Annotated in this window: 14 protein-coding genes and 1 rRNA gene; 13 read left to right on the top strand and 2 right to left on the bottom strand. The window is 43.0% G+C overall.

Translation table 11 applies throughout. From position 1 onward, the window contains the following. Window positions 1–124: 124 nt before the first annotated feature. Window positions 125–241 (bottom strand): 5S ribosomal RNA (gene rrf / locus VJB08_01365). A gap of 102 nt (window positions 242–343) precedes the next feature. On the opposite strand from rrf, the gene VJB08_01360 reads away from it, so the two are divergent. After that, window positions 344–1,012 (top strand): hypothetical protein, encoded by a 669-nt coding sequence (locus VJB08_01360; GenBank protein HLD42616.1) that lies wholly within the window; start codon window positions 344–346, stop codon window positions 1,010–1,012. A gap of 20 nt (window positions 1,013–1,032) precedes the next feature. Here the strand turns inward: VJB08_01360 and VJB08_01355 are convergent, their stop codons facing one another. Further along, entirely contained in the window at window positions 1,033–2,538 is a 1,506-nt protein-coding gene (locus VJB08_01355; protein ID HLD42615.1) for a hypothetical protein, read from the bottom strand. Window positions 2,539–2,854: 316 nt separating this feature from the next. Here VJB08_01355 and VJB08_01350 point away from each other — a divergent pair, with 316 nt between their 5' ends. The 12 genes from VJB08_01350 to VJB08_01295 all read left to right on the top strand — a co-directional run. Continuing rightward, window positions 2,855–4,162, top strand: a complete 1,308-nt coding sequence (locus VJB08_01350) for a UDP-glucose/GDP-mannose dehydrogenase family protein (protein ID HLD42614.1) — start codon at window positions 2,855–2,857, stop codon at window positions 4,160–4,162. Next, window positions 4,152–4,907, top strand: coding sequence for a nucleotidyltransferase family protein (locus VJB08_01345; GenBank protein ID HLD42613.1), 756 nt, complete (start codon window positions 4,152–4,154; stop codon window positions 4,905–4,907). Before VJB08_01350 ends, VJB08_01345 begins: the two co-directional genes overlap by 11 nt. Beyond that, a complete protein-coding gene (locus VJB08_01340) occupies window positions 4,904–5,641 on the top strand; it encodes a nucleotidyltransferase family protein (GenBank protein HLD42612.1) in 738 nt (245 codons plus the stop codon). The genes VJB08_01345 and VJB08_01340 overlap by 4 nt, the downstream gene beginning before the upstream one ends. A gap of 194 nt (window positions 5,642–5,835) precedes the next feature. Beyond that, window positions 5,836–6,774, top strand: coding sequence for a UDP-glucuronic acid decarboxylase family protein (locus tag VJB08_01335; protein ID HLD42611.1), 939 nt, complete (start codon window positions 5,836–5,838; stop codon window positions 6,772–6,774). A 114-nt stretch (window positions 6,775–6,888) separates the two neighbouring features. Continuing rightward, complete coding sequence (locus VJB08_01330; protein ID HLD42610.1) at window positions 6,889–8,463, top strand: hypothetical protein; 1,575 nt, start codon at window positions 6,889–6,891, stop codon at window positions 8,461–8,463. A gap of 261 nt (window positions 8,464–8,724) precedes the next feature. Next, the gene (locus VJB08_01325) at window positions 8,725–9,579 is read left to right on the top strand and encodes a hypothetical protein (GenBank protein HLD42609.1); all 855 of its coding nucleotides are present in this window, start codon (window positions 8,725–8,727) and stop codon (window positions 9,577–9,579) included. Window positions 9,580–9,663: 84 nt separating this feature from the next. Beyond that, on the top strand, window positions 9,664–10,710 hold the full coding sequence (gmd, locus tag VJB08_01320) for a GDP-mannose 4,6-dehydratase (GenBank protein HLD42608.1): 1,047 nt from the start codon (window positions 9,664–9,666) through the stop codon (window positions 10,708–10,710). Further along, complete coding sequence (locus tag VJB08_01315; protein ID HLD42607.1) at window positions 10,697–11,959, top strand: FAD-dependent oxidoreductase; 1,263 nt, start codon at window positions 10,697–10,699, stop codon at window positions 11,957–11,959. The genes gmd and VJB08_01315 overlap by 14 nt, the downstream gene beginning before the upstream one ends. Next, window positions 11,956–12,669 (top strand): polyprenol monophosphomannose synthase, encoded by a 714-nt coding sequence (locus VJB08_01310; GenBank protein ID HLD42606.1) that lies wholly within the window; start codon window positions 11,956–11,958, stop codon window positions 12,667–12,669. Before VJB08_01315 ends, VJB08_01310 begins: the two co-directional genes overlap by 4 nt. Beyond that, a complete protein-coding gene (locus VJB08_01305; protein HLD42605.1) occupies window positions 12,653–13,621 on the top strand; it encodes an NAD(P)-dependent oxidoreductase in 969 nt (322 codons plus the stop codon). The genes VJB08_01310 and VJB08_01305 overlap by 17 nt, the downstream gene beginning before the upstream one ends. A 310-nt stretch (window positions 13,622–13,931) precedes the next feature. After that, complete coding sequence (locus VJB08_01300) at window positions 13,932–14,285, top strand: cupin domain-containing protein (protein HLD42604.1); 354 nt, start codon at window positions 13,932–13,934, stop codon at window positions 14,283–14,285. Window positions 14,286–14,527: 242 nt separating this feature from the next. Beyond that, window positions 14,528–14,623, top strand: a 96-nt coding sequence (locus VJB08_01295) for an NAD-dependent epimerase/dehydratase family protein (GenBank protein ID HLD42603.1), incomplete at its 3' end; no start/stop codon positions are given.

Here is a 14,623-nt window from a genome sequence, read left to right as displayed (position 1 = left end):
CAGCACCCTCTGGGCAACCACGCGTGAGATACTTAAACTAAACCCTCTTCATAACACTACTCTAAAAACCTCAAGAACTTTAAAAAAATAAAAAAAAGAGCTTGTGTTCCCATCGAAATAAAAAGTGGGACAGCTATCCTGGTTTCCCGCACAGAAGTGCAGTACACCCAGGAACGTATGCCTGCTTGACTTCCGTGTTCGAAATGGGAACGGGTAGATCCAGGCAGCTATGGCCGTCCACGGCTAAGGTGAATAAAAGGCGCTTTTTAAAGCTTTCGAGAGCTTATCTTGGCATACTGGTTTCACCAATAAACTTATAAGAGAGTTTAGACCTCTCTCTACTATGAATAGTTCCCATTGGTTAAGATACGCCCATCAAAAACTAATTGACCTAGACCTTCCCTGCCCTGGCTTTTCATTTAATTATTCTTTCTCTCCGGAATCCCTCATACTCCAACCCGATTTATATGACCAAGTGGAATTGCTCTCAATGCAGGATTTCCTGAAGGGCAGAGTTATGAGAAATAAAAGGAAATATGTAAAAAAAAAATTGGACATTATAGTCAATCAAGACGGATTTCCTGATAATGAAGAGGGATGGGAATGGACACTCCAATTGCCATTTATCACCATTGAGGTCTCTCTTGATAGAATCATATTCCCTTTTACAGGAGATTCGCCAGGACAGCCAGCATCCTATAGATCGTATAATTTTCTATGCGCGGATATAATCTCCTCCAAAACCAACATGAAAGCGCTATTGTCGGGGCGTTTAGGATCTGATTTCGGAAGCTATGAAATTCCCTGGTTCCATACAACATCTGGATCTGATGTTGAATTATTAGTCAGTGCTATGCACTCCACACAAAGGTCTTTGCAAGAACACAATACCTCGGAGAAAGAGCAAAGACGAAGGTATTTATCTCTGACGCCGGAAAAATATATTAATAATTTCTTTTGTAAACCAATCGCAGACGTGTATAAGTTTTCAACCAATATTGGTGTTGGGTAAATTCAAGATTTTTGACTTGCCTACCCCGGAACATGGTACGGAAACTCATACGTATCTGCATCGCTCCCGGACGCATCAACATACCTAACAAAATCCTCAAACTCCCTTAAGAATAATAATACGGGTTGCCGATCTGAAATACAGTTCAGGCATTCGATCCAGGGATCGTCAGGGTTAACCTCAAACGCATACTCCCTTCCGTGATAAGAAACAATAGCCATTCCATTATCTTTTATCATTCCGTCCATTAAGCTTACAAAGTCATACCTCCCTGCTAAGTCCTCGAACCCATCCAATATCCTCTGAATTTCCCGTGGCACGGGCTGATTTGGAAACAGTTCAGAGAGGCTACGTGGGTGGGGGAACACATACTCTGCAGCATCTCCTCCATCTGCCAGATGTTCTAAAAACCTAGTTAAATGGTAGATATTTACATATCCTGGAATTCCTTCTTCTCGGCAATCGCGGCCGGAGCAAGTAAGCAGTAAACCGGTTTCTGGAACCAACTCAAACTCATATACTCTGCCTTCATCCGAAACCGAGACGCTGCCATACGTATAAGTCACAAAATCATATCTCCTGCCCAACTCTTCAAGCATTTGTTCGGTTTCCTCTGCCTCAACTATGTGCCTCTCGCTTAGGCATCGCTGGTTAGCATCTTCCTGAGTGAGATCCCGCAATAAGATTAACAAATCCCTACCGATTTTTCTCGCCTGGCTTCGGAGTGCTATATTTTCCCCTAAACATTCACCCTTAGGAAGCTCAAACCCGACATCAATATAGGTGCCGCCGTATCCTGTCTGGCATACATCCCTCCACGCATGTTCAATCCTCTCATCAAAAGCATCTATCTCTGCTGTAACAGCCTCATACTCTCTGGATTCGTTCGATTGAGTGCCTCCTGATAGAGGTGCTGTATACATCCCTCTAACACCAAGACGATCAATGAGGAGATCTATCCTATCCATCGTATCCCGAAAAACAAATAGCATCACTAAAAGTTTGTTGTCTTCGGCCTCGCGAACCATATCATATTTTAACGGATCCCAAAACTCTATCAAATGCATCTGTTCAAGCAGCGCAAGGACCGGCTCTAATTCATCTTGCAGCCCCCATTGGCTGAGGAGCAGCCTACTTCTGGCAGGAGTATATACTCTTGGCTCTTCCACTCCTTCGTGGGGAAGAGCCTGCTGGCATTCCTGATTGCATTCGCGGCTTCCATAATTCTCAAGAATATCCCAATAATCGCCCTGGTTGTCTGGAATCAGCGCAACCTGTCTTCTAATAGGTCTATACTCAGGGAAAATGTTTGTCTCAAATATCCTCCTTTCCAAGTTTCTGCTTCTCTCGCAAGCAGACAACTCATCCTCTTGTGCATCCGACCCATGGCTGACCTCTGCTCCCTTTCCTGCCCTTAATTCAGAGGTATACGACCCGATAACAGCAAGAATGCCTATGCTCACAATCAGTCCAGCAATCAGCACAATCAGCGGATGAACTCCCTTAGAAAGCCTTGCACGACGCATAATCCACTCTTTGGGGGGTTCACGATTTATAAACCTTCCGTCCACCGGGTCGCATTGAAAAGTCATGCAGCGCCCTCTTGTGAGCCATTATAACGGAGCGGCGGCACAGCGACAAGAGGGTCGCCTCCCTCGGAGAATGTCGCTATTCTGCCTGACTTGCGCATGGCGAACTGCTCCGCAGGAGCGACCAAAAATGCGAAGTATTTTTGAGTATTGGCGCTGCCGAGCGAAGCGAGCAATTTTTCAATGCGACCGTCCACCGGTAACCCAACCAAAACCCAACATATATAAAAAACCCCCCATACCCCCAACTCCGATGAAAATCACAGTATTCGGTGCAGGCTACGTAGGATTGGTCATCTCAACCTGCTTTGCCGATCTGGGGAACACTGTCTTAGGATATGATATTGATAAAGAGAAGATTGAGAACCTCCAAAAAGGCATCCTTCCTATATATGAGCCTGGATTAAAAGAGCTTGTAGAGAGGAATATCAGGGAAAACAGGCTCTCCTTCACCTCAGATGAGAAGAAAGCAGTCAGAGATTCAGATATCATCTTCCTCTGTGTCGGAACCCCTCCAAGAGCAGACGGCTCTGCAGAGCTGAAATACATCTTCTCAACAGCAGAAACCATAGGAAAGCACACCAATGGATATAAATTAGTCATTGACAAAAGCACAGTTCCTGTAAACACAGCAAGGCAAATAAAGGAAAAAATCCTGCAAAATCAAGCGCAAAAAACAGATGTTGATGTTGTCTCTAATCCAGAATTTCTCAGGGAAGGCCAGGCAATAAGGGATTTCATGAATCCTGACAGGGTCATCATTGGTGTTGACTCAGAAAAGGCAAAACAGCTCATGATGCAGCTCTACAGGCCTATAGAGCGCACAGGCAAGCCGATCCTCTTCACCACAATCCAAAGCGCAGAGCTCATTAAGCACGCCTCAAATGCCATGCTCGCAACAAGGATATCCTTCATGAACGAGCTTTCCCATCTCTGCGAGAAAGTCGGAGCAGACATCAAGGAGGTTGCCAAGGGAATGGGCTTGGACAACCGCATTGGTCCGAGATTCCTGCAGGCAGGAGCAGGGTATGGCGGGTCTTGCTTTCCAAAAGACCTCCAATCCCTGGCAGCAACCATGAAAGAGCACGGAATTCAGTCAAAAATCCTTGATGCTGTCCATGAAGTGAACGAAAGCCAGAAGCATTCAATCATCCAAAAGCTCAAGACCCTTGTTCCAGACCTCAAAGATAAGAAAATTGCGATTTGGGGCCTTGCCTTCAAGCCAAAAACAGACGACATCAGGGAAGCCCCAAGCATTGTGCTCATCAGCCATCTCCTCAACGAAGGAGCAAAAATAACTGCATTTGACCCAGTTGCATCAGAAAACATCAAGTCCCATTTCAACAACCACACCTCCTTAGAATTCAGGAATACCCCCTATGAAGCGATCAAGGACTGCCATGCTCTTGTCATCATGACAGAATGGGACGAATTCAGGGCTCTTGACCTGCAGGCCATAAAAACCATTCTTGCAGAGCCTAACATCCTTGACGCAAGGAACCTTTACGAGCCTTCTGAGATAAGGGCCTTGGGCTTCAACTACAAAGGAATTGGAAGGTGATACCATCAACGCTATTGTGCTTGCGGCAGGATATGCAACCCGGCTCTACCCTATTACAGTTAACTTCCCAAAGCCTCTTCTCACAGTTGCAAGAAAGGAAATAATGACGAGATTAATTGAAAAAATTGAGGAGACCAATATTGACGAAATCAGCATAATCACCAACGCAAGATTCTATTCTATCTTTGAAAGCTGGAAAGGAAACCAGAATTCAAGAATCCCAATTCACATTATCAATGATCTTACAACATCCAATGAAACCCGCCTTGGCGCAGTAGGTGATCTCAATTACGCAATAAATAAAGGCAGTATAGATGATGACCTCCTGGTCATACCCGGAGACAACATCTTTGATTTCTCATTCAATACCCTCATTGAATTCTTTATCCAAAAACAAGCTCCCGTCATAGCAGTGAGCGACATGAAAAATAAAGATGCCATAAAAAAGAGATATTCCTCAGTTGTATTGGATGGGAAAGGAAAAGTCATATCCTTCGAAGAGAAGCCAGAGAACCCAAAATCAACGCTGACCTGCCCGGCATTCTTTATCCTTCCGCGCGACCATCTTGAGCTCGTATCCGAATATCTCTATCAAGGCCATAATCCAGACGCCCCTGGCCACTTCCTCCAATGGCTCTGCTCTGCGATGCCCGTGTATGGCCTGCTCCTGCAGGAAAAGCGCTATGACATAGGGAACATCGAGTCTTACAATGAAGCAAATAAGCTCTTTGAGGAGAGAGGATGAAAGCCCTGATTCCCTGCGGAGGCTATGGGACCAGGCTCTATCCCATTACCTTAACCCACCCCAAGGCATTGCTGGAAGTGAGGGGAAAGGCAATAATCTCCCACATCGTCGATAAGCTGAACGAGCTTACAGATGTCGATGAGATCATCGTCATCTCAAACAATAAGTTTTTCCATATGTTTGAAGCCTGGAGCAAAACCGTCTCTTCCTATGCCAAGCTCACATTATTCAATGACCAGACAAACTCAAACAGCGACCGCCTCGGCCAGATTGGTGATCTTCAGAAAGCCATCGAGGACCTTAAACTGAACGACGACATCATTATCATTGCCGGAGATAACCTGTTCAATTTCTCGTTAGCTTCATCGTATCAATTCTTCATGAAAACCAGAAAAATAATCAATCCGCTCTATGACATAAAGTCAAAGGAGGCAGCAAGGCAGCTCGGAAACGCAGCCATTGACAACGAAAACAGGATCATCTCCTTCGAGGAAAAGCCGAAAGAGCCAAAATCCACGTATGTCTCCCTAGGCATTTACTATATCCCCAAAGAGCAGCTCGATCTCTTTAGGAGATATATTGATGAAGGCAATGACGCAGATAAGATGGGCTATTTTTGTGCGTGGGTTTTAAAAAGCAAGACGCCTTTCTGCGGCTTTGTCTACACAGAAAAATGGTTTGACATCGGCTGGCTGGAATCATTGCAGCAAGCAAGAAGGGAGTTTACACCCTAAACTGCAACAAACAGCTTCGATGAAAATGAAGGCAGCATCATCCGTGAGCCTCTGAAGCAAGACAGCCCAGCGACAAAGGGGTCGTCCCATCCGGGGAATGTCGCTTACCCCAAGGATACGTGCGAGGCGAACCTGATGCTGCCCGAGTGAAACGAGATTTTCATCGAAGCTGTAATAAACTACCATAAACGAAGATGCCAAGAACACTCATCACAGGAGGGGCAGGCTTTTTAGGAAGCCATCTCTGCGAGTATTTTCTCAAAAAAGGCCATGAAGTCATCTGCATGGATAATTTTATTACCGGAAACGAAAAGAACATCTCCCACCTAAAAAAAAATAAAAAATTCTCCTTGATAGACCATGACGTATCCAAGCACATTGAGATTGAAGGAGATCTGGACTACATACTCCATTTTGCCTCTCCAGCATCTCCTATTGATTACCAGCAGATCCCGATCCAGACATTGAAAGTAGGGTCTCTCGGCACGCATAATGCCCTTGGCCTTGCAAAGGCAAAGAAAGCAGTTTTCCTTCTTGCGTCAACATCAGAGGTCTATGGAGATCCATTGGTAAAACCCCAGCCAGAAACCTATTGGGGGAATGTGAATCCTGTCGGCCTGAGGGGCTGCTACGACGAGGCAAAGCGCTTCGCCGAAGCAATAGTCATGGCATACCACCGCGTCCATAATGTGGATACAAAGATTGTCCGCATATTCAACACTTTTGGCGAAAGAATGCGGCCAAATGACGGCAGAGTCGTCCCAGCCTTCATCACCCAAGCACTTGCAGACAAGCCATTAACGGTCTTTGGTGATGGCTCGCAAACACGCTCTTTTTGTTACGTTTCAGATGAGGTAGAAGGCGTCTACAAGCTCCTCATGTCAAATATCAATAATCCCATCAACATCGGAAATCCTGATGAATGGACAATCCTTGACTTTGCAAAGAAAGTCATTGAGCTTACCGGCTCAGCCTCAAAGATCATCCGCAAACCCCTCCCAACCGACGACCCCAGAGTCAGGCAGCCAGACATAACCAAGGCAAAAAAGCTCCTGAACTGGCAGCCCAATGTTTCTGTTGAGGATGGCTTGAAAAAGACGATTGAATGGTTTAAGAAATCTAAATCATCTTAACAAATTTACAATGAATTCAACTACATATAACCAACGAGAATTTGCTTCACGCTCAGATCATAACGACATTCTGAACGTCAAATTTAAATACATAAGCAATCATTAGCCCATCTAATGAAGCTAATCATAATATTATTAGCCATATTCCTGATCATCTCTGCTTGCGCTGACACGGAGAATACTGGAATTAGAGATTCTAATTGCAACACCTATAATGATGAAAACCTCCAGAAGATTAAATTTGATTTCTGGGATACAAAAACAAATACAGAAATTGAGAAATGCCTGCAAACGAGCGAGAACATCCGATTTTATAATATCACAAATGATGATTTCATTCAAAAATACCCCACTGTTTCAGGAGATTATGTCGTATGGGAAGATTATAGAAACGGTAAGACCGATGTCTATCTCTACGATATCCCCAAAGAAGAAGAATCTCAAATTACTGTTTTTGATGGAGAAGATTTCAAACCTTTTATCAGGAAGAATCTCATCTTATTTCACAAGCAGTATGAGGGAGATCTAATTAACCATATCCCAAAATTGTCCAACGAAAAAGGATATTGGAGTAGCGAGCTATTTATGTATGATATCATAAACAATAAGTTTATACAATTATCCAATGTTAATCTAGCATTAGGTATCATCGCAAAAGGAAGTTTTGATGGAGACTATATAATAACAGATAACGGTGTATACGATACTACGGATAGAATTAACAGAGACCCAAATAGGATTGTTACAGTAAAATGTTTCGGAGCTGAAGACATGGAACCTCGTGTGGCGGGTCCAAGTTTCCCAACTATTGAGAACGATTCCGTGAAGACGCTTGTATGCGCGAAAGAGTCTCCTCTCTTAAAGACACCAATCAAGTTTGTTCCGTCTGAGATACAAAAATTAAGAAAACGGAATTGGGAACCACCAAAGGAGCTTAAAACAAGCGCATTAATGATTATTGATGACCCAACCCCTCCTAATCTAAAAAGAATATGCACTCCCGATACCTGTGAGGATATCCTAAAGAGAGATCCAACCATTATTGACTGTCTTCATTCAGAAAGATTATGCCAAGATGATGAATATTTGTATGGTGGACTTCCCAATCCCAGAGGATATTTACAAAGCGGACTTCTAATTGGAGGTAACATCTTTAATATTAGTAGTGGGGACTATCAAAGAGTGAATGTCCCTTATAAACAAGTCAAAGGAAGTTTTGCCATAGACTATTCGCTAAGATGGAGATTAGAAGATCTAGCATTATTAGATCTAAAGAAAAAACCAGTCTTTTATAACCCAAGCGTTCCTAACGAAGTTCTGTCAGGATTTGATCCAACCATGGACCTATTCAGCGTATGCCTTAAAAAACATCATGATCAGACGGAAGATGTTTGCGACAAATGGAGAAATTACGTACGAATATACGATTTCAGCAATAATAAATACTCCACTATCAAAGGAAATCTATGGGGCTCCAATGATGAGAGAACGATCATTGTTGAACGTGGTGATTTTGACATAGATAAATATATAGGAAATGTTGGAATCATGGTCGATGGAATCAATCTCCAAAATCATCCTGAATTAGATTTCAATGATAATAGAATCGTTTGGACAGTTAATAATGAAAAAATAATAAATGAGGTCTCTAACCAAAATACTGATATTAAATTGGCAGTAATCACCTAATCTTTTCCACCACCACCAACCTATTTAAACACTCCAAGAACCATCTCCATTGGGGGGGAACACCTGTCAATTTGCAAGAGTATATTGATCCAATCTGCATATTGGACGAGTAACCTCAAGGAGAAGGTCGTAAATTAATTTATAGCAACAGAGATTAATTTTAGTACATGATTCTCTGTGGCTATATTCGGAAGAGGCGACTATGTTTATACGATTATTTGCCTCTTCCGCTATAGTTAAGACCATAGGATAGGACAAAGCATGAGTAACGCTATCGTTGTCTTTCAGGGAAAGAACATCAGGAGAGCCTGGCACAATAATGAGTGGTGGTTCTCTGTTTTTGGCATCATCTCAATTCTTACAGACAGTGCCGATCCCAAACAATATGTAAAGAAGATGCGAAGCCACGACCCTGTTCTGAATGCGAACTGGAGTACAATTTGTACCCACCTTGAACTTTCTGCTCCGGATGGCAAGAAAAGGGAAACAAACTGCGTCAATACAGAAGGGGCTTTTAGGCGGAAACTTGAAAAAGATACTAAAACGACGATTGAAGAATTTATTGAAGAAAGAGAAAAATATTATCTTAAGATTTTTGATGAGAGTGATGTAATCAGATTTGCTAAGGAAGCCCAGAATTATATTGAGTTACATAACGAGTTTCATACTCCGTATGGAGAAATGGTAAAAAGAGGACAAATATCAAACAAAGAGATTATGTTCAAGAATAGATGCAGCAGAGTATTTTTAGGCATTGCTATTGAACTGATGATAAAGACAGTATACTTAAAGAGGGGCTATAGCATAAACAAGCATAATAAACCCAATACACAGCAACTTATAAAATTAAGAGAGGTGGAAGACCTCTATTTGATTACGAAGACCCATAGTCTTCATTTTCTAATAAAAAATCTCAATAAAGTTTTACCAGAGCACAAATACAATTTTGAACAGGACATAAGGAAGGGATTGGAATTGGCAAGAATATGGAGAAACGTAAATACCCATACTATGACTGGGGGGCACATTCAATGGGTGGGCGATTATCGTTCCATTTGCTGCTCGATAGAAATCATTAGGGATTTGGTTCTATCTGGAGTCTTATCAAATCCCTGACTAGGCATGGACTACCTTTAAGGCAAAGCCGAATTCTCCAAAACCTATTTAAACACTCCAAGAATCGTCTCATTCTGGGGGACAATGAAGAAAGCATTCATTACTGGAGTCACAGGCCAGGACGGCTCGTATCTTGCAGAGTTCCTGTTAGAGAAAGGCTATCAAGTCCACGGCCTTGTAAGAAGGTCAAGCAGTTTCAACAGGAAGAGGATCGAGCACCTCCATGCCAATTATTATGAAAGAAGTAAAAACTTCTATCTGCATTACGGAGACATGTGCGATGCAGTGAGCATCATATCCATCATCAAGCAGATTCAGCCTGACGAAATCTACAATCTTGCAGCCCAAAGCCATGTCCATATCTCTTTTGAAACACCTGAATTCACAGCAAACACCGATGCAATCGGCACCTTAAGAATTTTAGAAGCAGTAAGGCTGCTCGGCTTAATCGACAAGACAAAAATCTACCAGGCTTCGACAAGCGAACTCTATGGAAAAGCACAAGAGCCATTTCAATCAGAAAAAACCCCATTCTACCCAAGAAGCCCGTATGGAGTTGCAAAGCTCTATGCCTACTGGATCTGCAAGAACTACAGGGAAGCATACAACATGTTTGTCTGCAACGGAATCCTTTTTAATCACGAGAGCCCAAGAAGAGGAGAAAACTTTGTAACAAAGAAGATAACCGGGGGATTATGCAGGATTAAGCTTGGCATGCAGGATAAGTTGCATATGGGCAATCTCAATGCAAAAAGAGACTGGGGATATGCGAAGGATTATATTGAATCAATGTGGCTGATGCTGCAGCAGGACGAGCCGGACGATTATGTTATTGCTACAGGAGAATCAAGAAGTGTAAGGGAGTTTATTGAATCCTGCTGCAAAGAGCTTGAAATCGATATCGAATGGAAAGGCGAAGGCGTAACTGAAATCGGCATAGATAAGAACACCGGAAAGGAAATCGTTATCGTAGATCCAAGATACTTCAGGCCAACAGAAACCGACTTCCTGAGAGGAGACGCAGCAAAAGCCAGGGAAAAGCTCGGATGGAGGCCAACCACAACCTTCAAGGAGCTTGTTAAGATCATGATCAATGCTGATATGGAAGAAATAAAGAATGGCAGGAAATAAAAAGATCATAATTCTCGGCGCAGGTTTGTCCGGCCTTGCAGCAGCCTATATACTTGCTCCGAAGTTCAATGTAACTCTCATTGAAAAAAATGCTTCTCCGGGCGGATTGGCGTCAAGCTTCGAGCATGAAGGCAGGTTCTACCCTCTTGGCTACCACCAAATCCTCTCCTCAGACAAGACGCTCCAAAACATGTTCAGGCAGCTTGGCCTGTATAATCAAATTCAATGGAAAAAAACCAATATTGTTCTCTTTTACAAGAAAAGGTATTACGATCTCACAAATCTGGTTGATTTCTTAACATTCCCGATACCTCTCATAAAAAAAATACGCTGGGCAGTATTCATGTTTTCCTGTTTTTTAAAAAAAGATTGGAGTTCCCTCAACAACACGCCTGCTGACAAATGGCTTGACAAAAATGCAGGAAGGTTCATCCGAACCGAAATCTTCGACCCTCTGATTGACATCAAATTCGGCCTTCCTTCCTCTGAAATCAGCGCATCATGGCTCGGCACCAGGCTGTCGAACAGGGAAGGCTCCTCGAAATTCGGCTTTATCCCAAACCGTGCCTGGACAGAGGTCATTGCAGCCTCCCTTGCAAAGGAAGTTGAACAAAGAGGTGCGAAGATCCATTACAACACTATTATAAAAAAGATAGGCATAAAGAATAAAACCATAAAAACAGCAAAAAAAGAAAACATAAAGGCAGACATCATCCTCTCAACCCTCCCCCCTCCTGTATTCCTGGGGCTATCGGGGTCAAAAAATAAGGATTTAGAAGCAATTGATTATATCCACACCATCTCCCTTGTCTGCTCAGTGAAAAAGGTACCCAAAGACTTCTACTGGATGGTCAACATTGCTCCAAGATGCAGCTTCTCAGGAATCTTTAATCTATCATACCTTAACTCTTCTCTTGGCCAGAAAGGCGAAACCATCATCAACCTCTTTACCCATTGCGGATCAGATAAGGGCTTTTTTTCAAAATCAGAGGAAGAAATCATCAAGTCCTATGAAAAAGATTTCGAAAGGATATTTGGCTACCCTTTGGGCTGCGAATGGAAAAAGCTTAATAAAATCAGGTTCTCCTCACCTAAATTCACAAAAGGATACACGAACCCATCAATAAACCCTGAGCCGGGAATCTACCTTGCAGGAAACTACACGACCTACCCATTAATAACCTCAACAGGAACTGCAATTGAATCAGGCATAAAAGCAGCCAAAAAGATCATGAATGATTGCCTATGAAGCCAGACATCTCAATCATCCTCGCAACCTACAATGAACGGGGAAACATAGAGCTTCTCATCCCGAAGATCCAGGATGCTCTGAACAGAAAAAACATAGAGATCATCGTAGTTGACGACAATTCTCCTGATGGTACCTCCAAGATTGTTCAGAATCTTCAGAAGAGATCAAAAAACATCCGGCTTATAACACGAACAAGTGAAAAAGGCCTTGCCTCAGCCCTTCTGGCAGGATTTGATGCGGCAAAAGGCGATATTCTCATAGCAATGGACTCTGACCTTGCCCACGACCCGAAATATCTTCCCGAAATGATACACGATGTCCAAAAAAAATCTATAGACTGCATCATCGGAAGCAGGTATCTCAGGAAAAGCAGATTCATAGGAAAGCCTTTTCACAAGAAGCTCGCATCAATGCTCGGCCAGAAGCTCTTCACGTCCATCCTTGGGCTTCCGATCAGAGACACGACAAACAATTTTAGGGTGTTCAAAAGAAGCCTCTACCGGGATATCAGAAAAAGCCTCCATCCGCAAGGAAACGTCATGCTCGCTGAATTCCTTTATAGGGCATATAAAAAAGGATATATCATGAAAGAAATCCCCATCCTCTATATCGAAAGAAGAAAAGGGAAGACAAAGCTCAGCCTCTGGAAAGAGACCTTAAATTTCATAAGGATGATCGGAGTCATCAAGTATGGAACAAAACGATAATGCCTACAAAGGAAAAACAGTCCTTGTAACCGGCTGCTCAGGCTTGGTGGGAAAGCAGCTCTGCAGTGATCTCCTTGCAAAGGGAGTGCATGTTACCGGATATTCCAGGTCAGAGCCATTAGCCTTAATAAAAAATAAAGATTTCAAATGGAAAAAAGGGGGCATCCTGGATAAAGATTCTCTGCAGGATGCAGCATCCGAAGCTTCCATACTATTCCACCTCGCAGCCCAGCCAACAGTCTACCATTCCATTGAAAACCCCCAGGCAGATTACCAGGATAATGCCATTGGGACTCTTAATGTCCTTGAGGCAGCAAAGGAAAACAAAGCCCGTGTCGTCTTCGCCTCGACAATAACCCTCTACGAAAAAAGGAGGGATCCAACCCCTCAAAAAGAGCACGAGATTGTCCCATCTGTTCCGTACGCGATCAGCAAGTACTCTGCAGAGCTCTTCTGCAGCACATACACCAAACTCTTCAATATCCAAACCACAATCCTCAGGTTTGGCTATATCTTTGGAATAGAGGCTAAAAGAGGCCCCGTCTATGACGCGTTTGCCCAATTGTCAAAAGGCCCCAAGATAACCATCTACACAAGCCCTGACGACTCCCTCGATATGATCTATGTGAAAGATGTCTCCTCAGCGCTTATGCAGGCAGGACTCTCAGGCAAGCAGGGACCATTCAACATCGGCTCCGGAGATCCGATCAAAGTAGGAGATATCATTAAAAAAATAGCAGGTTTGCTCGATATTAAGGATCCTGAGATTACCCCATCAACCCTCTCCCATATAAAGAAAGAAGGCATGTATCATGTCATGGACACCTCAAAGGCAAAAGAAGAATTAAACTGGCAGCCGGAATACACTTTTGACGCTGCAATTGCTGAAATGCATGAAGAATTGGTAAACAAGAGGCCAAGACACAGGATAGACCTGCAAAAGAGGGCCTAATAAAGGTTAATGATGGTTCAATTGAATGATCATACACCAAATAACCAATGATACCTCACTAAAACTAAATCCTTAAGAAGATAACTAAAAATAATATGAATCAATAAAGATAAAAAACGAATTCGATTGGCTGTGAAATAGAATAACCTCCAATAAAAAATAACCAATGAAAAAATTAAGAATAAGCAAACAGTAACAAAATAAAAAAGATAATAAAAATAAAATAAAAAAATAACCGCTGATGTTCAAAATACCCCCACTCAATACAGAATAAATCCACCCAGAAGCCAACGAACCAAAACCAACTAAAATGAAACACACAAAGCCGTACTTCAGGTTTGATGACGAGCGCGGATTTCTCATAGAGATCATCAAAGGAGATGCCTGGAAACAACTGAGCCATTCCTCCACAAGGAAAGGCACCACACGAGGAGGCCATTACCATAAGATAACCAAGGAGTTTTTCTATGTCATAAAAGGATCTGCCGAAGTCAAAATCAAAAGCGCAAAGACAGGAAAAGAGGAAACCTTCATCGCAAAGAAAGGCGACTGCTTCATAGTAGATCCCTATGACTTCCATTGGCTCACAGCCATTGAGGACGCAGAATGGGTTGTCCTGCTTTCCAAGGAATATGACGAGAATGACAAGGATATCTATAAGTAGGCTTCCCTGAAAATGTAGTTGCCGTCATTTTTGCGAGGCTCTTAACATTAAAGACGGAAAACCGACAAGAGGGTTGCCCATCCGGGGAATGTCGGTCATTCCCATCGTCTTTACAGCCGAGCCGACGTGCTCCGAAGGAGCGCCCGGAAATGCTTGGCATTTCCGACGGCAACCTCGGAGAGATTTTCAGGGAAGCCCTACAAGTAGCAACCTTTATAAAAACCCGTTCAAACCCTTCTTCAATGGCAACTCAGCAAATCCTCGTCACAGGAGGGGCAGGCTTCATCGGCTCCTTCACAGTAGATGCGTTGATAAAAGAAGGCCATGAAGTGACCATC

The organism is Candidatus Nanoarchaeia archaeon, assembly GCA_035290625.1.
Lineage (GTDB): Archaea > Nanobdellota > Nanobdellia > Woesearchaeales > DATDTY01 > DATDTY01.
Note: the sequence above shows the minus strand (reverse complement) of the source record. Positions and strands in the feature narration are given on the sequence as shown.